Origin of the sequence: Ruegeria sp. HKCCD7296, assembly GCF_013110775.1 — a bacterium.
Taxonomy (GTDB): domain Bacteria; phylum Pseudomonadota; class Alphaproteobacteria; order Rhodobacterales; family Rhodobacteraceae; genus Ruegeria.
In genome coordinates this window covers 32657-58297 of record NZ_WVRF01000019.1, presented here as the reverse complement: position 1 = coordinate 58297, position 25641 = coordinate 32657, and the positions used below count along the sequence as shown (strand labels likewise).

The following is a 25641-nucleotide window of genomic DNA, read 5'->3' as shown; positions in this document are numbered from 1 at the left end:
TCTTGAAACGGGGGCGTGCGAGTGTTTGAACTGCCCGCGACGCTTCTTTATTCTGCACTGCATCGGAAAAACTGGAAACAAGACCCTATGAAACATACCTTTCTGGCCGCGCTCGTATGGGCTTTGTGGTCTTTCGTTCTGGCATTTCCGGTCAGCGTCTCGGCGCAATCATCCTTGATTCCAGGTTACGGTGCCGGAACGGGCAGCACGTCCGAGCCCGCACCTGAAAGCGATCTTGCCGCTGCGATACGCGCCGCCAGCGAGGCGGGCGCAAGTGTGATTGTCATCGACAGCACCGGCCAGGTCGTAACTACAGCAGGCGACGCCGAGGCAAGCCCCACCCAAAACGGCGGTGGGTCGAACAACCCTATGAGCGACGGATCGCAACTGATGAAGGCGCAGGAGCGGTTCTCGAAGTTCCGTGAGTCCATGCAATCACGGCTCGAGGCGCTGCCTTATTCGGTGTTCGAAGTGCAGTATATTCTGCGTCAGACCAGCCCTGACGGGCGTATCCAGACTTATGTCGAGGTCTTGGGCTGGAACATCCTCTTCCTGCTGTTGGGGCGTTGGCTGTCGATCGAGATTTACGGCAAACGCTTTGCTCGGCGTTGGGTTGTGGCCCGGGTCAAAGATGACCCTGTTGGATACCGCGAAAAGATGCCGTTCCTTGTCTTCCGCTTTTTGATGGGGATTGGTGGCACGATCTTTGCCATGCTTATGGCGCTGATTGTTGGGTATCTGTTCTTCGGCGAGGCCGAGGACATCTCGATCCAGTTTACGGTTACAGCCATTTTCACCGCGTTCTTCTTGGCGCGTACTGTATCCGATCTGTGGCGGATGGTTCTGTCTCCCTATCTGAGCCAATACCGCCTGCCGCCGTTTTCCGACAAGAACGCGCGCAGGCTGTACATCTGGGCGTCGGCTTTGGCGACCTACGACATCTCGGTTGTTTTGTTTGCAACATGGGTCGCGGATTTTGGCCTGAATTATAACGTTTATGCTATGGTTTATGGCGGGCTCACGATGCTTGGTGCGTTGGGCAATGTTCTGATGATCTTGTTCAATGCCCGGGCCATTTCGAATGCGATCCGGGGAGGGCGCGCATCAGATCAGGTATCGTTTCTCTTGCGTTTCGTGTCCTTTGGCTGGGCGCCTGCTCTTATCGTTTATGTCGTGTTCAGTTGGTTCCTTTTGGCCGTTGATTTGGCGCTCGAGAATCCGACGCCACTTCCGCTGATTGCAAGCAGTTACCTGATCTTCATGTCCGTCGTCATCGCCTATGGCGCGATGAACTATCTGCTGGAACGGTACTTTGATCGAACCCGCAAGATCGACGAAATAAACGAAGAAGCCGCGGCTGGCGAAGACGACATCGTGCCGTTGGAAACACCTGAGGCCGAGCAAAGAAAGCAATACCTTCTCACCTACGAAGATCTGGCCCGTCGGGTGGCCGGAATTCTGGCCTTTGTGATCGGAGCTTATGCGCTAGTGGTCATCTGGTACCCGGACGCGGACTGGAGCCAGGACCTGCCAGTCGAACGTGCGCTGGATGTGATGGTCATCATCTTCATTGGCTATATCCTGTTCCACTTCTTCCGCATCTGGATAGACAGCAAGATTGCCGAAGAGGTCGATGACGGCACAGAAGCGGAGCTGGGCGATGAAGGCGGCGAGGGTGGGCAAAGCCGTCTGGCAACATTGCTGCCCCTGTTCCGGGGTGCAATTCTGGCTGTCGTCGTCGTCACGATTGTTCTGATTGTTCTGATGGAGTTGGGCATCAATGTCAGCCCGCTGTTTGCTGGCGCTGGTGTAGTAGGTTTGGCAGTTGGTTTTGGGTCGCAAACACTTGTGCGTGATATCTTTTCGGGCGCCTTTTTCCTGTTGGATGATGCGTTCCGCAAAGGCGAATATATCGACATCGGGGATGTAAAGGGCACGGTCGAGAAGATCTCGGTCCGGTCCATGCAACTGCGTCATCACCTAGGTGCGCTGAACACCATTCCCTTTGGTGAGATCAAGGTGCTGACCAACTATTCGCGCGATTGGGTTATCATGAAATTGCCCTTGCGCGTGACCTATGACACAGATGTCGAGAAAGTGCGCAAGCTGATCAAGAAACTAGGCCAACAGCTGTTGACCGATCCTGTGATTGGCGACAATTTCATCCAGCCGCTGAAATCTCAGGGTGTGATCGAGATGCAGGATTCCGCGATGATCATCCGGGTTAAGTTCATGACCAAACCGGGTGACCAGTGGCTGGTACGAAAGAAGGTTTATCAGGAAATTCGCGAACTCTTTGCGCGTGAGGGTATCAAGTTTGCCCACCGCGAGGTCACGGTGAGGCTGGCGGATGGAAAAGAAGCCGAGGATCTGACCCCGAAACAGCGTGAGGCTGTAACTGGTGCAGTTCAGGCCGCAATTGACGAAGAATACCTGGACGATATCGGCCCCGGAGGCGACGACCGCTAGGGCGTGCTCCCGCCATTTTGAGGGACATCTCTGACGAGATCCCGTCAATATGTTGGGCCCAGCCGCGCGTTCCGCGCGGCGGTTGGGTCAATTGGCGTTCAAGGGCCAAATGGGCTGTGATGTGCCCAATTTCGATGCAGGCAAATCCCAGTGCATTGATGCCTCGCCGACTTTAAGCGCAGGTTTGAGCCGATGACCGGGCCCCCAGCCAGATGCTTCGGTTTCCGTGTTGTAGTCTTTGGGTGTCGGATTGATCGGTGCTGCTTCGGTATCGTCCTTGCCAAGGACAGCCAGAAGTTCAGCTGTGCGGGCAAGGGACAGGTTGGCGTGCATGATGGAACTGCCCGATGCGGCCTCTGACAGGGCGGACAGAACAGCGGCCGCCATCAAATACCCTGTTGCGTGATCAAGGGCCTGAACCGGCAGGGGGGTAGGTTTGTCCGCCTGCGCCCAGCCCATTCCGGTATGGGCGATGCCCGCGCTCATCTGCACAAGGCTGTCAAAACCGCGCCGGGTGGACCATGGCCCCTGCCAGCCATAGGCATCCAGAGTGACCTCGATCCGGTTCGGAGCCAATTCGTCACGTTTGGCGCGCGTCAGGCCCAAAACATCCAATGCGCCCGGTCGATACCCGTGCACAAACACATCCGCTTGTGACAGCAGCTCTTGCAGCCGCTTCATGCCATCGTTTGTTTTCAGGTCCAGATAGGCGCAGTGCTTTCCCAGTGAGATGTCAGGGATCACCCCCGGTTCATCCCAATCAGGCGGGTCGATGCGCAGAACCTCGGCGCCGAAACCGGCCAGCGTGCGGGTCGAGACCGGACCGGCCAGAACACGTGTCAGGTCAAGCACGCGTAATCCCGCCAGGGGCCGTTTGGCGGTCGCGTGCGGCCTGTCGCGCAGCTTGACATAACGCGGCCCCTGCCAACCGATCAGCGGATCGCGTGACACGGCGCGGCCTTGCGGATGTTCCAGCCACTCGGCTCGACTGCGCATCGCAGCGGCAACGCCGCCTTCCGCCACGACGGCAGTTTCCAGATCCGCTATGGACCATGACTTAACGGCAGTTGCCACGGCCTCGCGATCAGGCGGAGTACCAAGAACCTTCAGCGCAGCCGCTCGGTGGCGAGTTAAGTTGGTGTGCAACCTGATCCAGCCGTCCGAGGCTTTATAGTCGCCTGCGACCGCATCCCACAGGCTTGGCATGTCCCAACCGTCTGGTTTGAAAGAATAGCCGAACCAAAGGGACGCCAGCCGGTGATCGACCGTGATCTCAGGTTTAACGGAGAGCAGGTTGAGCGCTTGCATCAACCGGGCCATTTCGTGACCTACCGCCGCAAAGCTGGCTGTGGCCAATTCAGAAACGGCAAAAGCGCTGGGCAGCGCGCCTTCACCCGTTTTGCGATAGCTGTCCGCAGCAGGAAGGGTGGCCAGAAGGCTCATTGCTGATAGGGGTCCAGGCTGTCGCGCAGCCCATCACCGAGGAAGTTGAACGCCAGCACGACCACGATGATCGGTAGCATCGGGATGGCCGTCCACGGGTAGATTTCGATCGAGGCGAGGTTCTGTGCATCATTCAGCATGACACCCCAACTGACCGCAGGTGCCCGCAGACCCAACCCAAGGAAACTAAGCGCTGTTTCCCCCAGGATCATGGCCGGTATCGACAAGGTGGCTGATGCGATCAGGTGCGACATGAAGTTGGGTAGCAGGTGTTTGCGGATCACCCGGCCCGAGCTCGCGCCCATCATTTCAGCCGCGCGCACATATTCTTCCTCACGCAGTGACAGGAACTTGGCCCTAACTGAACGCGCAAGGCCAGGCCAGTCGAGTATGCCCAGGATAATCGAAATGATGAAGAAAACCGCCACAGGGCTCCAGTTCGATGGTACGGCGGCGGACAGCGCCAGCCAGAGTGGCAGTTCCGGCAACGAGCGCAGAATTTCGATGACTCGGTTGATCGTCCAGTCGATGCGCCCGCCGAAATAGCCCGCCATCGAGCCGAACAAGATGCCCAGAAAGAACGACACAGAGATACCGATCAGGCCCACCGTCAACGAAAGCTGAGCGCCATAAAGGATACGACTGAAGATGTCGCGCCCCAGTCGGTCAGATCCCCACAGGAACAGGGTGGCGCCTTCGGGGGCGCAGAACAGATGAGTGTCGGACGGTATGAACCCGGCCAAACGGTACTCTGACCCTTCGCAAAAGAACCTGATGGGACGAGGGTCGTCTGTGTCGGGCACAAATTTCCACTGGAATGTCTCAAGATCCGCTTCGGCGACGATCGGATACACATGGGGCCCGATGAACTCACCCTCATGGAACCAATTTACAGATTGCGGCGGGGCATAGAGGTGTTCGCCATTTCGCTCGTTCGGCCCATAGGGTGCGATAAACCCGGCAAAGGGCAACATCAGATAACAAAACAGCAAGAAAATGCCAGAGATCAGGCCAAGCTTGTGAGTGCGGAACTTGCGCCAGACCAGCACCCAATTTGGCGCGTCCAGATCGGCGCGTTCGAGCTGCTGAACAGACGCTTGCGGATCAAATGGCGCGTCATCGACAAAGCGGTCATCGGGACGATCAGTCATGCTTCGCGCCCCTCATAACGGATGCGCGGATCCAGCATCACCAGCAGAATATCCGAGATCATCGTTCCGATCAGCGTGAGCAAAGCGACGAACATCAGGATGAAGGCCGACAGAAACTGATCCTGCGTTTTCAAAGCCGTCAGCAGGGTCGGGCCAATTGTTTGCAGGCCCAGAACGACGGAAACCAGAACTGAGCCTGATACCATTGACGGAAGCAGGTTGCCGATATCGGCCACGAAAGGGTTAAAGGCCACACGCAGTGGGTATTTGGTCAGCATCCGCGACGGGGCCATACCTTTGGCAATCGCAGTTTCGACATAAGGCTTGCCAAGCTCATCCAGCATATTTGCCCGCAGGCGCTGCATCATGGCCGAGGCCCCAGAGGTGCCGATCACGAAGGTTGGCACGATCAAATGAATGAGGATGGATTTCAGCTTGTCCCAACTCATCGGCTCGCCTTCGAACTTGGGATCCATAAGGCCACCAATGGGCAGGTTGAAATACTGGTGTCCGTAGTAGAACAAGATCAGAGCCAAAAGGAAGTTCGGTGTGGCCAGGCCCAAATATCCAACAAAAGCCGAGGTATAGTCGATCCACGTTCGCGACCGCGCCGCGGCGATAACACCAAGGGGCAAAGCTACGGCATAGACAAACAAGATCGCAGCCAGATTGACGACCACAGTCAACCAAAGCGTATCGCCAACAATTTCTGATACGGGACGGTCAAATTCAAAAGACCAGCCATAGTTTCCTTGAATTAGACCGGAAAACCCGTGCGGTCCGGGCCAGAACCCCATCCAGATCAGGTATTGCTCCCAGATGGGACGATCCAAAGCGTATTCCGTGCGCAGAAACTCGGCCTTGGCGACACCGGCAGATTGCCCCGAGGCCTGAAGCTCGGCGATCTGGTTGCTCAGGTAATCACCGGGCGGCAGGTTGATGATTGTGAAAATCAGGACCGAAACTACCAACAAAGTCAGCAGCATCGTAAAGAACCGATAGACCGCATAGCGCAGCATGACCATTTTGCTGCTCCTGCTCAGTCAGCGAAAAAGAACTCATCCGGGCGATGGATGCCGAAATGCGCGCCTGGTTCCCATGCCCACATAGCCTGTTCCGGTACGTTGCGCAGACGATTCGAGACAACCACCGGCTGCGGCGCGCCGTTCAGGATGCCAATTGCATACAGTTGGTCCGCATGAATTTTCAGCATTTCTGTCCAGGCTGCCGTGCGTTCTTCATCGCTTGTGGCGATTTCCCAATCATGGGCCAGTTCCATCAGACGTTCGGCTTCGGGCATGTCAGGGGCTTCTCCAACTTCACCCTTTGTCTGGTAATATTGACCCCATTTGGGCCAAGCGAGGAACACTTGATCAGTGGGTGCCAGATAAGCTGGTGAAGTGTGAGCCTGCGGGATTCCGTCATCCCATCCAAACCAAACTGAAGCCATCGAGTTGCCCGCAAACACCCGGTTGCGCAGAATGTCGCGGTCCAGTGGACGCATCACCAGTTTGACCCCGATCTCGCGCCAGTTGTCGGTGACGATTTGCAGGGCATTCTCGACCTCTTGCCTTTCACCTGCGGTTTCGATGATCAACTCCATCGGGCGGCCATCGGGCAGCAAACGGATGCCGTTTTTATCGCGCTGCGTCAGACCGGCTTCGTCCAGCAGGGCATTGGCCTGATCAATATCGTATTGCGCCCAGGCCTCGGCGTTCTCTTCATTGTAGAACGGCGAAGCGGGCAGCACTGACATCGCTGCGGGGCGCGCCAGTTTGAAATACAGAGCCTGATTGATGGTCTTGCGGTCGATACTCAGCGACAAGGCACGTCGCACACGAACGTCGCGCAACACGTCGCGCCAGACGTCATCCGCAAAGTTAAGGTTCGGATAGATCGCAACCTGGGACGCTACGCCGGTTTTCCACAGCAGCGTTTTGTAGCCGCCTTGGGCCTCACCTTTTTTAAGGATCGACGCGTCCCGGAAGGCCAATCCGCGACCTTGCAGATCGCTTTCACCTGCGTTGGTCTTGGCGGCGACAAGGCCGGGGGCAACAATCTCCATCTCAACCACGTCGATATAGGGCAACTGTACCCCGTTGCTGTCGATACGGTGGTAGTAGGGGTTGCGCACAAAGTTATGCCTGATCTTCTTGCCCGAGCTTGCGTTTAGCCAAGGTTGCAAAGTCGGCAGTTCGTGGTTGTCGAACTTGTAAAGGTTGTCCAGCTTGTTGTGCAACGCGGCCCAGCTTTTGACCCTTGCATCTTCAACAAGAAAGGCCAGCTCCTCGGGATCGGCGTATTTTTCGTGATACTGTTTGAGGAAGGCGGACGGACGGTAAATAAATGGCGGTCGCGCATTGGCAAGCGTTTGCAGGAAGTCCGGGTTTGGATCCTCCCATTCGAAGATCACCGTGGTTTCATCAGGAAATGTAACCGTTGGTGATTTGCCTTCGACGATCAGAAACTCAAGCGGACCTGAAGGGCTGAGCAGTTCGTTATTGGCAACCTCTTCCCACCAATAGCGGAAATCTTCCGAGGTGAAGGGCGAGCCGTCTGACCATTTGTGCCCTTCCCGCAGTTTCAGCGTGAACTTGCGATTGTCTTCGTTCTCGAACGAGGCCAGCAGATCGGGCACAATTTCATAGTCCTGGTTAAACCCAACAAGGCGGGCATAGCCGTAGACGACCATTTGGCGGATATCTTTCGACCGTGTCACCATCGTACGCAGCGTACCGCCTTGGGTTCCGAATTCGCGGCCTTTGGCGGTCAGATCAACAACCAGCGGTTCCTTGGGAAGACGTTCTTCGATCGGCGGAAGGTTGCCTGCTTCTACTTCAGCGCTCCAGAAGGCGCTTTCCTGAGGAGTAGGAAAGGTTTCTGCCGTGGCGGGCAGCATCCCCGTCAGGGCCAGCATTGCGGCCAGGATCAGGGGGCGAGTGGTCTTAAACATGGCAACGTACCTTATGGCCCGGTTCCAATTCCACCAATGAAGGTATCACGGTGTCCGAGAAACGGAAGGCTTCTTCCCAACTGTCCGGTGCGCCGGCGCCCAATGAAACCATTTGCAGGTCAATTGGACGGTTGATGTCGGGTTCGGGTTGAGCGGCAATCAGCGCCTTGGTGTAAGGGTGACGCGGATTGTAGAAAAGCGTTTCGGGCGGTGCCTGTTCGACAATCAGGCCGCGCCGCATAACGGCAACTTCGTCGGCAATCCGGGCGACAACGGCCAGATCGTGCGAGATAAACAGATAGGACAGGTTCAGGCTGTCCTGAAGGTTCTCCAGCAAGGTCAGGATTTGTTCCTGAACCGAGACATCCAGAGCCGATGTGGGTTCGTCACAGACAATCAGTTGCGGGTCCAACATCATGGCACGGGCCACAGAAAGGCGCTGCCGCTGCCCGCCGGAGAAAGCGTGGGGATAGCGTTTCAGCATGTCTTCTGTCAAACCGACACGTTGCAGCATCTCGGCTGCTTTGTCGCGCTGTTCCGCTGCGGTGCCGATCTTGTGGATTTCCAACGGTTCGGTCATCGCGTCCTGAATGCGCATACGCGGACTGAGCGAGCTATAGGGGTCCTGAAAGACCATTTGTGCCTTTCGCTGAAACGCCGTGCGCTGGGCGCGCGTCATGCTGTGCACCGTGATTGGGTCGACGTCAGGTGCAGTGCGGAACAGAACTTCGCCACCAGGGTCGGGCAATTCGGCACCCAATGCGATCCGGGCTGCTGTCGTCTTTCCCGATCCGCTTTCGCCAACAATGGCCAGCGTTTTGCCGCGTGCAAGGTTCAGGTCGACGCCGCGACAGGCATAGATTGCGGTGTCGGCTTGCCACCCCTTGCTGGACCGCATGGTGTAGGTCTTGGACACGTCCTTCATCTGAAGAATCAGATCTTCGTCTGGCATCGGAATACCTACGGCATCCTGATCCGGAATTTCCGGCGCGGCATCGAACAACTGTTTCGTATAAGGATGAGCCGGAGCGGTCAGGATTGGCGCGGCCGGGCCCGACTCCATGATGCGACCCTTGTGCATGACCACGACCTGTTCGGCCATATTGGCGACGACACCCAGGTCATGGGTGACAAGGATCAACGCCATGCCGGTCTCGCGCTGCAATTCCTTGATCAGCCCCAGCACCTGCGCCTGTGTGGTCACATCCAGCGCAGTGGTTGGTTCGTCCGCTATCAGCAGTTCGGGCTTGGATACCATCGCCATTGCGATCATAGCGCGCTGACGCATCCCGCCGGACAATTCAAACGGGTACGAGTCATAAGCGCGCTGGGGGTCGGGGAAACCCACGCGATCAAACTGCCTCAGAACTTCTTTGCGGGCCTCGGCTTCTGAAAGACCACGATGCAGCCACAAGACTTCGCTGACTTGATTGCCGATCTTGTGCAGGGGCGACAGTGAACGCATAGGTTCTTGAAAGATCATCGAAACCCGGTTGCCGCGTATGTTGCGCATCTCGCGTTCCGAGACCGATGTAAGCTCGCACGTACCTTTGGAATCGTTCAGCGTAATTGTGCCGCTGCGGATCTGTGCAGAGCGGGGTAGAATACGCAAAGCGGCCCGACATGTGATTGTTTTGCCCGATCCGGATTCACCCACTAGTGCAAGCGTCTGACCGGCCTCGACGTCGAAGTTCACATCCGTGACCACGGAATTGCCCGTACCAAAGCCAATGCTCAGGTTTCTGACGGACAACAACGCGTTCATGCGGGTTTTCTACCCGTTTGACCAAAAGGTGACATCGGTTAATTCAACTCCCCGTGATTTTTTGCTTAGTGTCGCGCGGTTCCGCCCGACTAGTCAAACCCGTTCTTGGGCTGAAATGTCGCGGAATTGTGAAACTTTGGGCTTCATCGCTACACAAAGTCTTGAGAATTTGTCATCTAGGGCCGCATCGGGCGCATCTATGCTTCCGAATAGTATCAAGGAGATATGTGCTGGTGTCCGAGAATCAAAGCCGCCTGGATCTGTTCATCGACCGCATGGTGTCGCAACGCGCGTGTCTGGATTTTGCGATTGCGCATACGGCGGGCATGAAAGGCCCGGTTTTCGAGTTGGGTTTGGGCAATGGCCGTACCTATCACCATCTTGTGCAGCATATGGATGACCGCCCGGTTTATGTGTTCGAACGCGCGGTGGCTTCTCACCCAGACTCAACCCCACCCGAGGATCGGGTGATTCTGGGGGATGTGCGCGATACGTTGCCTGCATCCGTTGACCGGTTTGGCGCAACAGCGAGCCTTATCCACGCAGACTTGGGCGGGCATAACCGTGAGAAGAACGATAAATTTGCTCGGTTCGTCTCGCCGCTGATTGAACCTTTGCTGGCGCAGGGCGGTCTGATGGTGTCCAGTGATCGCATGTATTTCGACGGGCTGACAGAAATGCCGCTGCCCGAAGGTGCCGTTGAAGGGCGCTGTTTCATTTACCGCCGTTGATCTGAAAGGGGCACCAGCATGATTTTCTACGACTGCTCAACAGCCCCCAACCCCAGGCGAGCCCGCATGTTCATTGCGGAAAAAGGGCTTGAGATCGAGACCCGAGAAGTCTCGATCGCCGAAGGCGCGCAACTGAGCGATAAATTCCGCGCCGTCAATCCGCGCGCCACCGTGCCTGTCCTGGTAACCGATGATGGTACAGTTCTCACCGAGAACATGGGTATTGCCGCTTATCTTGAGGCACGTTTTCCCGAACCGCCTTTGATGGGTCGGACCCCCGATGAAAAAGGTCTGGTTCTGATGTGGAATGCGATCGCCGAACAGCAGGGTGGTTTGCCCATCGCCGAAACGCTGCGCAACAGTCATCCGGCTTTTCGAGACCGCGCTATTCCTGGTCCGTCCAACTATGCCCAAATCCCGGAACTGGCGCAGCGCGGAAAAGACCGTGTGATTCAGTTTTTTGATCTGCTCGAGGCGCGGTTGACCGAAAGCGCATTCATCGCGGGTGACGACTTCACTCTAGCTGACATCTCGACCTTTGTTTTTGTCGATTTCGCGCGTGTGATTAAAACGCGAATCCCTGAAGGCAATACTGCGACGATCGCATGGTTTGAAAGCATCCAGTCGCGTCCTAGCGCCAAGCTTTAGCGACCACCGTTCCAAGGCGCCCATCCCTGCTGGCCTGCACTGTACAGAAATGTCTAGACAGAAATGAACAGTGCCACTAGCGTTTTCCCAGATTTTGTTTTGGGGAGGTTCAGATGAAATCTCAGTATCGCGTTGTTGTCATTGGGGGCGGGGTCGTCGGGGCCTCGGTTCTGTATCATCTGGCCAAGTTTGGCTGGTCGGATGTCGTGATGCTTGAACGGCGGCGGCTTGCGTCGGGCTCTTCGTGGCACGCGGCTGGCGGTATCCACGCGTTGAATGCCGACCCGAATATGGCGTCACTGCAGGCGTATACCATCGACCTGCTCAGTGAAATCGAAAAGGAATCGGGTCAGAATATCGGTTTGCACATGACCGGCGGTCTGACTCTTGCCGGAACGCCCGAACGGTGGGAGTGGTTGCAGGCCAACTACCGAATTTTCCAGTCCATCGGGATTGACGATTGCGAGTTGCTGACCCCGCAAGAGGCCCAGAAACGTTGTCCGATCATGTCCACCGAGGGCGTGCTGGGTGCTATGTGGGCGGATCGTGAAGGGTATATCGACACAACCGGAACAGTGCAGGCTTATGCAACAGCGGCCCGAAAACGCGGTGCTGAGTATTACGAAGAAACCAAAGTCGAGGAACTGATTCAAAGCGATGAAGGTTGGAAGGTTGTGACCGACAAGGGCACGATTACTTGCGAACATGTGGTCAATGCGGCGGGCCTGTGGGCCAAGCAGGTCGGGCGCATGGCTGGCGTCGAATTGCCGGTATCACCGCTTAAGCACCACTATCTGATCACTGACACAGTGCCCGAAGTCGCAGCCGCCGATTTTGAGATGCCGATGACCGTGGACCTGGAAGGATTCACCTATATGCGGCAGGACCAAAAGGGCGTTCTGGTCGGCATTTATGAAGTAGATCACGAGCATTGGGCCATGGACGGCGCGCCGTGGAACTATGGCGAAGAGCTGTTTCAGGAACAGCTTGACCGGATCGAGAACGAATTGACGCTGGGTTTTGAACGTTATCCTTCGATTCAGAATGTCGGCATCAAGACATGGGTGAACGGCGCATTTACCTTTTCGCCCGACGGTAACCCTTTGGTCGGTCCGGTGCCGGGCAAACGTGGCTATTGGTCTGCCTGTGCGGTGATGGCGGGCTTCCTTCAAGGTGGAGGCGTGGGTAAGACCTTGGCCGAATGGATGATCCATGGCGAGCCCGAGGCTGATGCCTGGTCAATGGATGTGGCCCGCTACGGCGACTATGCGCAGAACAAGCGCTATATCCGCGAGACCACGGGTCAGTTCTATTCCCGCCGTTTTGTGATGACCTATCCAAACGAACAACTGCCTGCAGGCCGTCCGCTGAAGATGGCTCCTGCGCATGACGCGATGACCGAGGCTGGCTGCAAATGGGGCGTCAGCTGGGATCTGGAGGTGCCGCTGTATTTCGCACCAAAGGGTTTCGAGGAAACACCAACGCTTAAGCGGTCCAATGCACATGACATCGTGACTGAAGAATGCAAGGCCATCCGTGAAGGCGTGGGCCTGATGGATATCTCGGGCTTTTCTCGGTTTGAAGTGACCGGTCCGAATGCCGAAGCGTGGCTCGACAGGGTGATGGCCTCGAAACTGCCTGCCCCGGGGCGCGCGAAACTGGCCCCGATGCTGGGCAAGGATGGGCGGCTTAAGGGCGATTTGACCGTTTTGAACTGGGGCGACGGCACCTGGTGGATCATGGGCAGCTACTATCTGCGTGCCTGGCACAAGCGCTGGTTTGACGATCATATGATTGACGGTGTCGAACTGCGTGATCTGGGTGAGGAATATTGCGGCTTTGCCGTGGTTGGGCCGAAATCGCAGGCTGTGGTCGAAAAGCTGGCGGAGCAGGATATCTCGGGCTTGAAATTCATGGGCTGCGGCGATTTCGACATCGGCCTTGTTCGTGCTCGCGTGGCGCGCATGTCCGTGACCGGCGAAAAGGGGTACGAGATCAACTGCCGCTATGGCGACCACATCAAACTGCGCCGTATCTTGTTGGAGGCCGGTGCCGAAGAAGGCCTTCGCGAGGTTGGTTTCAACGCCATGGGGTCGACCCGGTTGGAAAAGAGCTTTGGCATTTGGTCAGCGGAGTTCACGCAAGCCTATACACCCGGCATGACTGGCATGGATCGCTGGATCGATTGGGAAAAAGAGTTTGTCGGCAAAGAGGCCGCGCTTGCCGAACGCAATGGCAATGGTCCGGCACAGGTACAGGCGACGTTGGAAATCGATGCTGTGGACGCGGATGCCAGCGGGTACGAGCCGATCTGGGCCAATGGTGAACGCGTTGGTTTCGTAACCTCGGGTGGCTATGGGCATTACACCGGCAAATCGCTAGCGATGGCGCTGATTGACCGCGACAAAGCTGAACCGGGTACTGAACTGTCCGTCCATGTGGTTGGCGTGGAACGGTCGGCACGCGTGGTTGCGCCGTCGCCTTATGACCCGCAAGGCAAAGCGATGCGAGGCTGATCATGACCGCTCAGGACCGAGGACGCAGGCGGCGCGGGCGGGGGGCCGAAGCCGCCCCGCAACCCAGTCGCGATGTGAACTATCGCCAGCTCAAGAACCCTTTCCCGCAAATGGAGGTGTTTCCGGCGGATCAGATCGCCGACATGCATGAGACTGCGTTGCGTACGTTGGAAGAATTGGGCGTAAAATGTCTGCTACCCGAGGCGCGCAAGCTTTTCAAACAAGGTGGTGCGCGCGTGGACGAAGACAGTGAAATGGTCTTCATCGGGCGCGAGATGGTTGGGGCCGCTGTGGCCTCGGCCCCCAAATCTATTGATTGCCGAGCCGGAGCGCGGCGGCGGGATTTCACGCTTGAACTGGGCACTTTGGTCTTTCAACCCGGTGCCGGGGCTCCGAATGCGACCGACCTTGAACGTGGACGTCGCCCCGCGACAGGGCAGGATTATCTGGAGTTTCTGAAGCTCACGCACCATTTCGATGTATTCCAGATGATCTCGCCTCAGGTCGAGCCGCAGGACGTACCAACCCATTTGCGCCACTATTTTACCACGCAAGCGCAGATGGAGCTTACAGACAAGTTCCCGTTCTTTTTCTCGCGCGGCACGCCGCAGGTGATGGATTGCTTTGAGATGCTGTCCACGGCCCGTGGCCTTTCGAGTGATGAATTCCAGGGCAATGCGCATTGTTACACGATCATCAACACCAATAGCCCGCGCACTTTGGATATTCCGATGGCGCAAGGTCTGATCGACTTCGCGCGGCATGGTCAGATGTCGATCATCACGCCGTTTACCCTGATGGGCGCGATGGCTCCGATTACTGTGGCCGGGGCGATCACCTTGTCCCATGCCGAAGCGCTTGCCGCTTTGACCCTGACCCAGCTTGCCAAGCCCGGTGCTCCGGTCTGTTATGGAACGTTTACAAGCAACGTGGATATGAAATCTGGTGCCCCTGCATTCGGGACGCCTTCGCATTTCCAGGCGTCTCTGGCTGCGGGTCAATTGGCGCGGCACCTGGGGTTGCCTTGGCGGTCGGCAGCAGGATCAGCGTCAAACATCAACGATGTGCAGGCCGCGAACGAGAACCAGTTTGGCCTTTGGGGCTGCCTGATGGCCGGGGCAACCGTGATCATCCATTCCGCAGGTTGGCTGGAGGGTGGCCTGACCGTATCCTTCGAAAAACTGGTCTGCGATGCCGAGGTCCTGAACATGGTGGCCGAACTTTGCGCGGGTGCACAGGCAGGCGCGGCAGAGATCGGATATGATACGGCCTTGCGTGAGGTCGAACCCAGTGGACATTTCTTTGCCTCAAGCCAGACGATGGAGCGGTACAATACCGAGTTCTATCAACCGCATCTTCATGACTATGCCAACTTTGGCACCTGGACCGAACGTGGGGCGGTTGATGCGAATAATCGGGCTACTGACGTTTGGAAAGGCATCCTGAGCGACTTCAAAGCACCAAGTACTGACAGTGACCGCTTGGGTGCCATGCACGACTTTATTGCGCGTCGGACTGCCGAGGGCGGCGCGCCGCCGGAGAGTTGAATGAATACAAAACCTGTCCTTCACCGCGATGATCCCAAGGCTGAACCCTTGATCGGCAACGTCAAGGTCACGCGTGACGATTGGTTGAATGTGGCAATGGACGTGCTGATTTCGGACGGGATAGATCAAATTAAGGTTCTGAATCTTGCTGAGCGGATGGCTGTATCGCGCTCATCCTTTTATTGGTACTTCAAATCTCGGCAAGAACTGATGGATGCGCTGCTTGCCCGCTGGCAAGCCACCAATACGGCAGCATTGATCAAGCAGGCGGAGGCCCCGGCTGAGACAATCACAGCAGCTGTCTGCAACGTGCATCGTTGTGTGGTAAACAGCGAGTTGTTCGACACTGCGCTGGACTTTGCCGTACGTGACTGGGCGCGTAAATCCGGCAAGGTGCGGCGTGCGCTGGACCAATCCGACGCGCGTCGCCTTGCGGCACTGCACGCAATGTTTGCCCGCTACGGCTATTCCGAGATCGAGGCCGAAACTCGAGCGCGGGTACTGTATTACATGCAGATTGGCTATGACCTGGCACAAATGAACGAACCAATTGAGATGCGGATCTCGCTATTGGCGCACTACCTCTACACGTTTACCGGCGTTGAGCCAAAGCCAGAAGAAGTTGAAGAATTCAGCGCATATACAATGCGTTATTGGAAAGGAGACTTGAAATGAGTCAACCAGACGCAATCATCATTGGCACGGGTGTGATCGGCGCGGCCATTGCGTTCGAGATGTCGAAGGCGGGGTGGAAAACCCTGTCTTTAGACCGCAATTCTCAGGTTGGTCACGGCTCAACCGCCGGGTCTTGTGCAATAATCCGAATGCATTATTCGACCTTTGACGGAACGGCCTTTGCCTGGGAAGGCTACCATTACTGGCGCGACTGGGCCGACTATTTGGGTCTGCCCGAAGATGCCAATCTGGCCCAGTTCCGGGAAACCGGTTGTCTGGTCATGAAGACCGAGGCGAACGGTATGTTGGAAAAGCACATGCGCAATTCGTCGGATTTGGACTGCCCCTTCGAGGAATGGTCGGCTGAGAAAGTGGTGGAGCGCCTGCCGGTTTATTCGCTGGACAGTTTTGCCCCGGCGCGCCGTATGGATGATCCCGAGTTTGGCCAGTCCAACGGGCGGAAGATGACCGGGGGTGTATATTGGCCGCAAGCGGGGTATGTCACCGACCCGGCCTTGTCTGCGCAGAACCTGATGGATGCCGCGAAGCAGCATGGGGCCGAGATGCGCACCGGCGCTGAAGTTGCTGAAATCCTGACCGAGGGCGGGCGCGTTTCCGGCGTCAAACTGGCCTCGGGCGAGGAAATCCACGCCAAGGTCGTCGTCAACGTTGCGGGGCCGGGTTCGGCGATCATCAACGAGATGGCCGGTGTTCTGGACGACATGACCATCAAAACCCGACCCTTGCGGCAAGAGGTGGTACATGTTCCGGCACCAGAAGGGTTCGACTTTGAAAATGACGGAACCATCGTCTCGGACAGCGACATCGCCTGTTATTGTCGCCCGGAACATGGAAACCATATCCTTGTCGGATCAGAAGACCCGGAATGTGATCCGCATCAGTGGTGCGAGGACGATGTGAACTATAACCGTGAGTTCACTGACCAATGGACCACGCAGGCGATGCGCTATGCGCAACGTGTCCCCAGTCTTGGCATCCCGTCGAAAACGCGGGGCGTTGTTGACCTGTATGATGCGTCCACCGACTGGATTCCGATCTATGACAAATCCAGCCTGCCGGGGTTCTACATGGCCTGCGGTTCCAGCGGGAACCAATACAAAAACGCGCCGATTGCGGGTAAGATGATGACGGCTCTGATCTCGTATTGCGAGGGTGGTGCCGACCATGACGCAGAACCGTTGCAGTTCGAACTGCCCTATATCAAGCGGAGCATCGATGTCGGCTTTTATTCGCGCAAACGTCCGATCAACGAAGAAAGTAGTTTCTCGGTGCTGGGCTAGTCACGGCCTGTAAACGATCTACGTCTTGCGGGGCTGGCAAAGAGGGTGGCCCCGCTATGACCGACCGACAAACCAAAGTTCTGATTCTGGGCAGTGCTCCTTCGGCCTTAGAAGCGAGGGCTTGGTCGCGCCAGCCCTTCACGCATATTGTCGCCATCAACAACGCGTGGCGCATTCGAGAGGACTGGGACTACTTAATCCATCCCGAAGATTTTCCGACTGACAGATGTCCGAAGGACGTTACCAAAGCGCAAAGCATCGTCACTGCGCAAGACTATGTGCCCAAGCAGAACGAATATGGCGGGTTCGTCTACGCGGGCGGCACGATGGCTTTTACAGCCGGGTATTGGGCGCTGGCGGCTCTGAATCCGGATGTATTGGCGTTTTTTGGATGCGACATGATGTATTCGGGTTCTGGCAAGACCCATTTTTACGGAACCGGGGCCGCGGACCCGTTGCGGGACGATGTGACTCTGCGATCGCTCGAAGCTAAATCTGCGCGTCTGGCTCTTTTTGCAGCCAAACAGGGGTGCAGAGCAGTTCGGTTGTCCAACGGGCCCAGCCGATTGGTCTTTTCCTCAACCAGCCGGTCTAATCTGTCCGCGTCACCACTTATTGACACATTAGGAATGGGTCCAGCACGCCAAATAGAACACGATCTGGGCTATTACGTCGACTCAGGTCGGTATTGGGAGGTCGAAGAAAGATTCGATCCCGAAAAGATCGACGCATTGGATCGAATGTGGCTTCGGGCGTACAGAATGGGTGCGTTGAAAGAGGCGGCGTAACCTATTCAGGCTGCTGCAAAGCTAACCCACGCCCAGACCATCGCCACATATGTCAGGTTGTGCATCAACTGATCCAACCCGGCAGCGCGCCAAAAGGCGGCTTGCGAAGGTTCCAGCTGGTTTTTGTCAGAATAGCTGGCTTTGACGAAATCGATGTTGAAGTGGATTATCCATTCAAGCGCTGCGACAATCAGAATAAACGCCAAAGGTGCGCCAAAAACCAAGAACACAATAATAGAACCTGCAACATGTACTGCTGCATGCTGTGCACGTCCCCAATGAAAATACTCACCGCGTCCAGAGAGCATTTTCGGTGTCTGGAGGTAAAAGTCAGCGAACATGTGCTTTACAAGCAATAAGCAAAGCATAACGAACACTGCGCCAAAACTGGCAGCCAAAAGAACCCTCCCGATCTCGTCCTGCTGACCACTCTAGGCAATTAGATGGGCATACGTAAATGAACTAGTTCACATAAGCTTAAGAATTCGCACAATCGGGAAAAAAATTGCCAATTATGTCTGGATGGCATTAGAGTCATGCTGTTGAATTTGCGTGGATAACATCTGAACCGCGTCGTCGGTCAGCAGCAGGGGCAGGTTCCATAGAACGCACGATTTTCCGCTTTATCTGGAAGTACTCCAAACGCGACCAGCTGATCTTGTTGGCTGTGACAGCGACATTGTTCCCGCTGCTTTACCTGACGTTGGAACTGCCTAAGCGCATTATCAATGATGCGATTGGTGCACCCAACCCAGAAGTAACCATCTGGGGCTATACGATGTCGCAGACGAATTTTCTGGTTATTCTATGCTTTGCGTTTTTAGCGGCCGTATTGGGGCATGGCCTGATGAAAATGCGCATCAACACCATGAAAGGTGTGCTGAGCGAGCGGATGCTGCGGCGCTTTCGGTATCAGTTGATCAGCCGTGCGTTGCGATTTCCACAACCCTATTTCGAACGCGTCAGCCAGGGCGAGATGGTGTCGATGATCACCGCCGAAAGCGAGCCGATGGGCGGGTTGATGGGGGATGCGATCAGCCAGCCTGTATTGCAGGCGGGTCAGATGATCACGATCCTTGCCTTTTTGTTCCTGCAAAGCTTTTGGTTCGGCTTGGCCGCGGTGGCACTGATTCCGGTACAAGCCTGGCTGATCCCCAAACTGCAACGCCAAATCAACCTGCTGAACAAAAAGCGTATTCAAGAAGTGCGGGTGCTTGCGGCCCAAATCGGTGAAAACGCTGCAGGGGCTTCGACGCTGCGCGCCAATGGTGGCTGGCGTTATCGCCGGGCGATGATCTCTGATCAGTTGGGGCGGTTGTTCGGCATCCGGTTCGAGATCTACCAGAAGAAGTTTTTTATGAAATTCATAAACAACTTCATCTCTCAATTGACGCCATTCATGTTCTATCTGATCGGCGGTCTGCTGGTGCTGCAAGGCTCGGTCTCGCTGGGGGCGCTGGTTGCAGCGCTTGCGGCCTACAAAGATCTGAGCTCACCTTGGAAAGAGCTTTTGACCTACTACAACCAGACACAGGACATGTCTTTGCGTTGGGACGTGGTGATTGACCGCTTTGCGCCCAGCGGAATGCAGGACGAAGCCTTGTTTGAGGGCGAAGCTGACGCACGCCCCAATCTGAACGATGATATTGTGCTGGATCATGTTTCGGTTCGGGACATGGACGGCAATCAGGTGTTGGACGATCTGAACCTCAGCTTTCCGGGCGGCAAGACGATCGGCATTTCCGCCCCCAGCGAGGAAGACCGCCGTGCCATCGCCGAACTTTTGACGCGTGAAATCTTGCCCAGTGGTGGCAAGGTGCGTATCGGGGATGTGAACCTGGCCGAACTGCATCAGGGCGTTGTGGCCTCACGTATAGGTTATGCTACGTCCCGCCCTGTGATGTTTCAGGGCACTTTGGGCGACAACGTAATGATGCCTATGCGGTTCAGACCGTTGTCAGAGAGCGCAGATGACCCCGATTTTCGCGAAACCCTGCGGGCAGGAAACAGTTCCGACCCGTTCAAGGTGGATTGGCTTGATCCGTCTTTGGCAGGGCTTCCGGACGCGGCGGCCTTGCGCGATTGGTGGTTGCAGCTGATCGACGGGATGGGGTCTGGTGCGGCCCTGTTCCAGCGTGGTGCAGAACAAAGCTTTAACGCCGCTGAGCATTGCGAACTGGCTCAGAAACTGGTCGAGTTGCGTCCAATTGTGCGCAAAGCCGTTCAGGACGCGGGTCTGGAACAACAGGCGTTGATCTTCGACCGCAATCTGTACAACCCCGCCCTGCCTGTTGCCGAGAATCTTCTGTTTGCCACGCCCTGCGTTCCGGTGACACACGCTTTGCTGGTAGAACAGACGGTCTTTCTGGGCCAGCTGCGAGAGTTGGGGCTGGATGAAACGCTGATCGCATTGACCCGCGACGTGATCGAGATGTTGCGCCAGATTTTTGGTTTGGACGGTACGGATCACCCGTTGTTCCGCAAGCTCGGGTTGGATGCAAAGACCTATGAGGCTGCGGTCGAACTGGTTGAGCAGACCCGCAAAGAAGGCTCGGCCGGGTTGGACGATGCACAGTTGGCAAATATGCTGGCTGTGCCGTTTGTTATTTCGGCGGAACAGATCGGCCCAGCTTTCACCGATGAGCTGAAGGACCGGATTCTCGAACTTCGACACAGCCACTCTGAGAAGCTGATGGAACGTCTGAAGGATGTTTTTGTTCCGCTGGACCCGGAGGTATACGCACCCGGTCTGACAGTCATGGAAAACGCGCTTTTTGGTAAAGTCAGTCAGATTGGCGGGGCCCGTTCCGATGAGGCGCGCAAGCTGATTGTCGATGTGTTGGCCGAAAACGGTGCGCGGCCATTGGTGACGGAACTGATTTATGACGTGCCGGTGGCCTTGGGTGGTCAGAACCTGCCCGCGGTGTTTGCAGAGCCACTTGCGTTTACGCGCGCAACGATCAAGAAACCGGACGTCCTGATCTTGGAAAACGCCTTGGCCAGTTACGACATGAAAACGCAGGTGGCCGTCTACAAAAAGCTGCGTGAGTTGCTGCCGGAGACTACTGTCATCTACTTGAACGATCAGTTTGAAAACCCCGATGTATTCGACATGTTCGTTGAAATCAGGCAAGGTCGTGTGGTCTCGGACGGAGGGCCGGTAGACGTGGAGGAAGACAGCGCAGCATCGGCAGATCTGGCGCGGAAATTGCGTGCTCTGGAACAGACCCCGTTGTTCTCTGGTCTGGACCGACGTCAGTTGCGCCTGTTGGCCTTTGGTGCTCGCTGGTTTGACGCCGAGCCCGGGCAAGTGGTTTTCCTAAAAGACGACCAGCCAACCGATGGTGCCTATGTTGTGCTTGAGGGTGAGGCCGGATTGTACCTGCCGCAGGATCAAGGGCCGGATCAGTTGATCACCACCGTTGGACCGGGCGCTTTGGTCGGAGAGCTGGGCCTGATCCGCAAAGAGCCGCGCGCGTTGAGTATGGTGGCAGAAACTCAGCTGTCTTGTCTGCGGATTGGCGAAGAGGAATTCCTTGCCGTCGTCGAGAATGACGCTGCAACCGCCTTCAAGCTGCTTCAGGTGATTGCAGGCTACGTTTCAAGCTAGGGGATCAGGTGTCTTCTGCGCAGAACAGTTTGTAGAGCAGGCCGATCACTTGTTCCGTGTTCCCATCACGCAAGGAATAGTAGACCGTCTTGCCCTCTCTGCGGGTTGAGACAAGCCCTTCTTCACGCAGGCGGGCCAGCATCTGGCTAACAGCGGCTTGACGCAGCTCAAGCAGATTCTCAAGCTGACCCACGGATTTCTCTCCGTCCCCAAGGTGGCACAGGATCATCAGCCGTCCCTCATGGGCCAGTGTTTTAAGGTAGGCAGCCGCGCGGGCGGCATTGTCTTTCATGTCCGGCAGAGTGTCCGTGCTGCGCGCCTGAGGATCGGTTTCTTTGAGTTCCACGTTGTGACCGTTGTTCCGCTTTTTATCGGAACAATATGCCCTAAACACACTGGTGTTGTCACCCCTCGGTTGCCGGTGCGCCGCCTTGAAAAGCGTTGCCGTTGGCGTAATCGCAGGGGTCCTCCTGCATTTGCAAGTGCAGGTCGCGGCCCTCATAGGGATGCGCGCGGGCCAGGGCTTCGTCAACGTCGATCCCAAGGCCAGGCGCTGTTGGCGCGGTTACGAACCCGTCCTCGACCCGAACAGACCCTTTGATCAGTTGGTCATGGAACGGTGTTTCGATGCTTTCCAGCAACAGCAAATTAGGGATCGACGCAGCCAGATGGATATTAGCCGCCCATTCCACCGGCCCTGCATAGAGATGCGGTGCCATCTGAGCGTTGAAGACCTCAGCCATTGCGGCAACTTTCTTCATCTCCCAGATCCCGCCCGCGCGTCCCAACGCCGGTTGCAGGATTTCCGCGGCCCCGGCGCGCAAAACGGCACCGAATTCGGCCTTGGTTGTCATGCGTTCTCCGGTGGCGACGGGTATGCGGACATTGCGGGCGACGCGAGCCATGTCTTCGATCATGTCCGGCGGCGTGGGTTCTTCGAACCAAAGCGGATGATAAGGTTCCAACGCTTGCCCCAGCCGAATGGCCCCGGCGGTGTTGAATTGACCATGCGTGCCGAATAGCAGATCGGCCTTGTCGCCCACGGCTTCGCGGATCGCCTTGCAGAAAGCGACCGACATGGAAATGTCGCTCATGGCGGGCATGTGGCCTCCCCGGATCGTATAAGGGCCTGCCGGGTCGAATTTGACGGCAGTATAGCCACGCTGCACCATTGCAGCAGCCGTTTCGCCGGCCTGTTCAGGAGAAGTCCAGAAATCAGTCAGATTATGCCGGGGCAGGGGATAAAGATACGTATAGGCACGGATTCGGGCGTTCATTTTTCCACCCAGCAAAGCATAGACGGGGCGGTCGCGATCCTTGCCCAGAATATCCCAGCAGGCGATCTCCAACCCTGAAAACGCGCCCATTACGGTCAGGTCTGGTCGCTGGGTGAAGCCGCTGGAATATGCACGGCGGAACATCAGCTCGATGTTTTCGGGGTTTTCACCCTGCATATGCCGTTCGAACACGTCCTGAATGACATGGCGCATCGCCTCTGGCCCGACGGAGGAGGCATAGCATTCGCCCCAGCCGGTGATGCCAGTATCGGTCGTCACCTTAACCAATACCCAATATCGCCCACCCCAACCCGGCGCCGGTGGGGCGGTGACGATAATGTCGAGATCCTGCAGTTTCATCCCAAATCCTCTCGGTGGGTCAGGTCCTGTCGAACAGGATCACATTGCGCTTGGCTGATCCGGTTTTGGTGTCGGCGATGGCTTCGTTGATCTGATCAAGGGACCAACGACCCGAGATCAACTCGTCCAGCTTCAGCCGCCCTTGTTCGTACAGATCCACCATCCACGGAATATCGCGCTGGATCACCACGTCGCCCATCTTCGACCCAACAACGCCCTGACCCAGAGCCGCCAGAACGACGGGCTCATAACTGGCCATGTCACCCGAATGCGGCATTCCGATCATGATCGCCTTGCCACCACGTCCAAGATAGCGCGGTGCCTGATCATAGGCGGGAATCGCACCAACCGTGATCAGAACCGCATCCGCACCACGCCCGCCTAACGCCTTGTAAGCGGCCTTCCACGGCTGGTCCAAACTGGCCAACACGCCGTGGGTTGCGCCGAATTCCTTGGCGATCTCAAGCTTTTCTTCGGTCATATCCACGGCCACGATTCGCCGCGCGCCTGCAATCCGCGCGCCCTGAATGGCGTTCAGACCAACGCCGCCTGCGCCGATCACCACGACATCCCGACCGGGGCGCAAATCAGCTGCGTTCACAGCAGCTCCAACCCCGGTGATGACCCCGCATGAGAGCAGGCTGGCCAGATCCTTGGGCAGAGTTTCTGGAATTTTGACGATCTGACGGTGGCTCACCACAACCTTTTCGGCAAAGGCACCACAGGCCATGGCCTGTTCGAGTGGACCGCCATCACCGGTCTTCAACGGACCTTTGACCGTATCGTATGGTGTTTCGCAGATTGTCGGTTTTCCGCCCGCACAGCTGGGGCACGTTCCACAGGCACGGATCAGCGTTACAACCACAGGGTCGCCGATTTTGAAATCCCCGGCGGCTTCACCAACGGCGCTGATAACGCCTGCGGCTTCGTGGCCATAAACGGCTGGCAGGAACCCACCCCATGCCCCTTCGGCGTAGGATATGTCCGAATGGCAGATGGCCACGGCGTCTAGTGTTACCTCGACTTCGCCCGTGCCGGGGGGCGCAAGTTGAACTTCTTCGATCACCAAGGGTTCGCCAAAAGCTCGGCAGACTGCGGCTTTGATTGTTTGCATGTTGTCACTCTCTCCCGTTGGGTTCACGGTGGCGCGGGAAATGACGTCTCGCAAGGCGGAAACCGCCATTTGGATGTCGTTGTTACGCAACGACAGGGCGGGACCGGCGAAACAACAAGAAACCTGCCTGCATTAGTACCAGCGCTAATAGAAACGGTGCGCCGGGCAGGTAGAGTGGCGTGTCGGGCCGGATGAACTGCGCGAAAATCGAAGTCATAAGCAAAGGCGAGATCACCATCGACAGCGCGTGCAGCGCCGTCAGAACGCCCTGCAATTCGCCTTGCTGCGAATCGGGCGTGGCCTTGGACATCATGGCCTGAAGAGCAGGTGTGATGACCGCCCCGATGGCAGTTATTGGAATGAGAAGCAGCGCGATGAGGCCGTTGGTGAGGAAGGCCAGAAATGCGAAGCTAATGATCTCAAAACCCATTCCGTAGATGATTGTGCCCCTCTCGCCCAGAAACCGGATGGCAGGCCGGATCAATCCGCCCTGCACAATGGCCATGCCTATACCGTAGACACCCAGGGACAGGCCAATCATCTGTGGCGACCATCCGAATCGCTCGGTCGTGAAATAGGACCAGATAGCGGGGTAGACGTAGATGGATACTGAATACAGGAAATACACCCAAAGCAGCGGCCGGATACCGGGCAAAGAAGCGATGGCGTTCAGCGAATTGAGAGGGTTTGCGCGTTTCAGGCTGAAGGCGCGTCGGGTCTTGTCGGTTACGGTCTCGGGCATCACGAAGAAACCGATGCAAAAGGTCAACGCCGCCAAACCGGCAGCGGCCCAAAACGGCGCGCGCGTGCCGTATTCACTGAGCAATCCGCCAATGACGGGCCCAAGGACGAAGCCCATGCCAAAAGCGGCACCCAGCAGGCCAAAGTTTGCAGCCTTATCCTTGGGCTCGGACACATCCGCCATAAACGCCGCAGCGGTGGCATGCGTGGCAGCAGTTATACCGCCTACGATCCGACCGATCAGCAACAGCCAAATGCTGCCCGCAACAGCCATCACGACATAGTCCAGCGCCATAACAAACAGGGACACCAGAAGGACGGTTCTGCGTCCGTACGCGTCTGACAGGTTTCCAAGTATGGGCCCAAAGATAAACTGCATCGCGGCAAAGGCTGTGCTCAGCACGCCGCCCCAGATCGCTGCATTGGCGAGCGAGCCGCCCTGAACCTCGACGATCAGTTCCGGCATGATCGGCATCACCAGACCGATGCCCATGGCGTCGATCATGACAATGCTGAGGATGAAGAAAAACGGCAGACGCATAGGACCCGGCA

At 56.7% G+C, this 25641-nt stretch carries 19 protein-coding genes; 9 read left to right on the top strand and 10 right to left on the bottom strand.

The window, feature by feature from the left end; translation table 11 throughout:
* Window positions 1–87: 87 nt before the first annotated feature.
* Window positions 88–2469 carry a mechanosensitive ion channel family protein gene (locus GS632_RS19630; RefSeq protein ID WP_171721906.1) on the top strand — a complete coding sequence of 794 codons (2382 nt, stop codon included), beginning with the start codon at window positions 88–90 and terminating at the stop codon, window positions 2467–2469.
* Window positions 2470–2556: 87 nt separating this feature from the next.
* Here the strand turns inward: GS632_RS19630 and GS632_RS19625 are convergent, their stop codons facing one another.
* From GS632_RS19625 to GS632_RS19605, 5 genes are read right to left on the bottom strand one after another with little or no spacing between them, the layout of a single operon-like run.
* Window positions 2557–3912 carry a CoA transferase gene (locus GS632_RS19625; RefSeq protein WP_171721907.1) on the bottom strand — a complete coding sequence of 452 codons (1356 nt, stop codon included), beginning with the start codon at window positions 3910–3912 and terminating at the stop codon, window positions 2557–2559.
* Complete coding sequence (locus tag GS632_RS19620) at window positions 3909–5063, bottom strand: ABC transporter permease (RefSeq protein WP_171181511.1); 1155 nt, start codon at window positions 5061–5063, stop codon at window positions 3909–3911. Before GS632_RS19620 ends, GS632_RS19625 begins: the two co-directional genes overlap by 4 nt.
* Window positions 5060–6088 carry an ABC transporter permease gene (locus GS632_RS19615; protein ID WP_171094404.1) on the bottom strand — a complete coding sequence of 343 codons (1029 nt, stop codon included), beginning with the start codon at window positions 6086–6088 and terminating at the stop codon, window positions 5060–5062. Before GS632_RS19615 ends, GS632_RS19620 begins: the two co-directional genes overlap by 4 nt.
* Window positions 6089–6102: 14 nt before the next feature.
* Window positions 6103–8016, bottom strand: coding sequence for an ABC transporter substrate-binding protein (locus tag GS632_RS19610; RefSeq protein ID WP_171181508.1), 1914 nt, complete (start codon window positions 8014–8016; stop codon window positions 6103–6105).
* Window positions 8009–9781 carry an ABC transporter ATP-binding protein gene (locus GS632_RS19605; protein ID WP_171181506.1) on the bottom strand — a complete coding sequence of 591 codons (1773 nt, stop codon included), beginning with the start codon at window positions 9779–9781 and terminating at the stop codon, window positions 8009–8011. Before GS632_RS19605 ends, GS632_RS19610 begins: the two co-directional genes overlap by 8 nt.
* 233 nt (window positions 9782–10014) lie before the next feature.
* Here GS632_RS19605 and GS632_RS19600 point away from each other — a divergent pair, with 233 nt between their 5' ends.
* The 7 genes from GS632_RS19600 (at window position 10015) to GS632_RS19570 (ending at window position 17987) form a co-directional block, all read left to right on the top strand.
* Complete coding sequence (locus GS632_RS19600; RefSeq protein ID WP_348540064.1) at window positions 10015–10512, top strand: class I SAM-dependent methyltransferase; 498 nt, start codon at window positions 10015–10017, stop codon at window positions 10510–10512.
* 18 nt (window positions 10513–10530) lie between these two features.
* Window positions 10531–11160, top strand: a complete 630-nt coding sequence (locus GS632_RS19595; RefSeq protein ID WP_171181504.1) for a glutathione S-transferase family protein — start codon at window positions 10531–10533, stop codon at window positions 11158–11160.
* 113 nt (window positions 11161–11273) lie between these two features.
* Window positions 11274–13676 carry an FAD-dependent oxidoreductase gene (locus GS632_RS19590; RefSeq protein WP_171721908.1) on the top strand — a complete coding sequence of 801 codons (2403 nt, stop codon included), beginning with the start codon at window positions 11274–11276 and terminating at the stop codon, window positions 13674–13676.
* A gap of 2 nt (window positions 13677–13678) precedes the next feature.
* Window positions 13679–15223 (top strand): trimethylamine methyltransferase family protein, encoded by a 1545-nt coding sequence (locus GS632_RS19585; protein ID WP_171181500.1) that lies wholly within the window; start codon window positions 13679–13681, stop codon window positions 15221–15223.
* Entirely contained in the window at window positions 15224–15898 is a 675-nt protein-coding gene (locus GS632_RS19580; protein ID WP_171181497.1) for a TetR/AcrR family transcriptional regulator, read from the top strand.
* Window positions 15895–17199 carry an FAD-binding oxidoreductase gene (locus tag GS632_RS19575; RefSeq protein WP_171181495.1) on the top strand — a complete coding sequence of 435 codons (1305 nt, stop codon included), beginning with the start codon at window positions 15895–15897 and terminating at the stop codon, window positions 17197–17199. The genes GS632_RS19580 and GS632_RS19575 overlap by 4 nt, the downstream gene beginning before the upstream one ends.
* A gap of 56 nt (window positions 17200–17255) precedes the next feature.
* A complete protein-coding gene (locus GS632_RS19570) occupies window positions 17256–17987 on the top strand; it encodes a hypothetical protein (RefSeq protein WP_171181492.1) in 732 nt (243 codons plus the stop codon).
* A 5-nt stretch (window positions 17988–17992) separates the two neighbouring features.
* Here the strand turns inward: GS632_RS19570 and GS632_RS19565 are convergent, their stop codons facing one another.
* Window positions 17993–18355, bottom strand: coding sequence for a DUF3307 domain-containing protein (locus tag GS632_RS19565; RefSeq protein ID WP_171181576.1), 363 nt, complete (start codon window positions 18353–18355; stop codon window positions 17993–17995).
* Between the two features lie 245 nt (window positions 18356–18600).
* Here GS632_RS19565 and GS632_RS19560 point away from each other — a divergent pair, with 245 nt between their 5' ends.
* A complete protein-coding gene (locus GS632_RS19560; protein WP_171181574.1) occupies window positions 18601–21597 on the top strand; it encodes a cyclic nucleotide-binding domain-containing protein in 2997 nt (998 codons plus the stop codon).
* A 4-nt stretch (window positions 21598–21601) separates the two neighbouring features.
* Here the strand turns inward: GS632_RS19560 and GS632_RS19555 are convergent, their stop codons facing one another.
* The 4 genes from GS632_RS19555 to GS632_RS19540 all read right to left on the bottom strand — a co-directional run bounded on the left by GS632_RS19555 (window position 21602) and on the right by GS632_RS19540 (window position 25630).
* Window positions 21602–21889, bottom strand: a complete 288-nt coding sequence (locus tag GS632_RS19555; protein ID WP_171181572.1) for a helix-turn-helix transcriptional regulator — start codon at window positions 21887–21889, stop codon at window positions 21602–21604.
* 112 nt (window positions 21890–22001) lie between these two features.
* A complete protein-coding gene (locus GS632_RS19550) occupies window positions 22002–23234 on the bottom strand; it encodes a mandelate racemase/muconate lactonizing enzyme family protein (RefSeq protein WP_171721909.1) in 1233 nt (410 codons plus the stop codon).
* A 19-nt stretch (window positions 23235–23253) separates the two neighbouring features.
* Window positions 23254–24348, bottom strand: coding sequence for a Zn-dependent alcohol dehydrogenase (locus GS632_RS19545; RefSeq protein ID WP_171181489.1), 1095 nt, complete (start codon window positions 24346–24348; stop codon window positions 23254–23256).
* Between the two features lie 82 nt (window positions 24349–24430).
* Entirely contained in the window at window positions 24431–25630 is a 1200-nt protein-coding gene (locus GS632_RS19540; RefSeq protein WP_171721910.1) for a TCR/Tet family MFS transporter, read from the bottom strand.
* Window positions 25631–25641 lie beyond the last annotated feature (11 nt).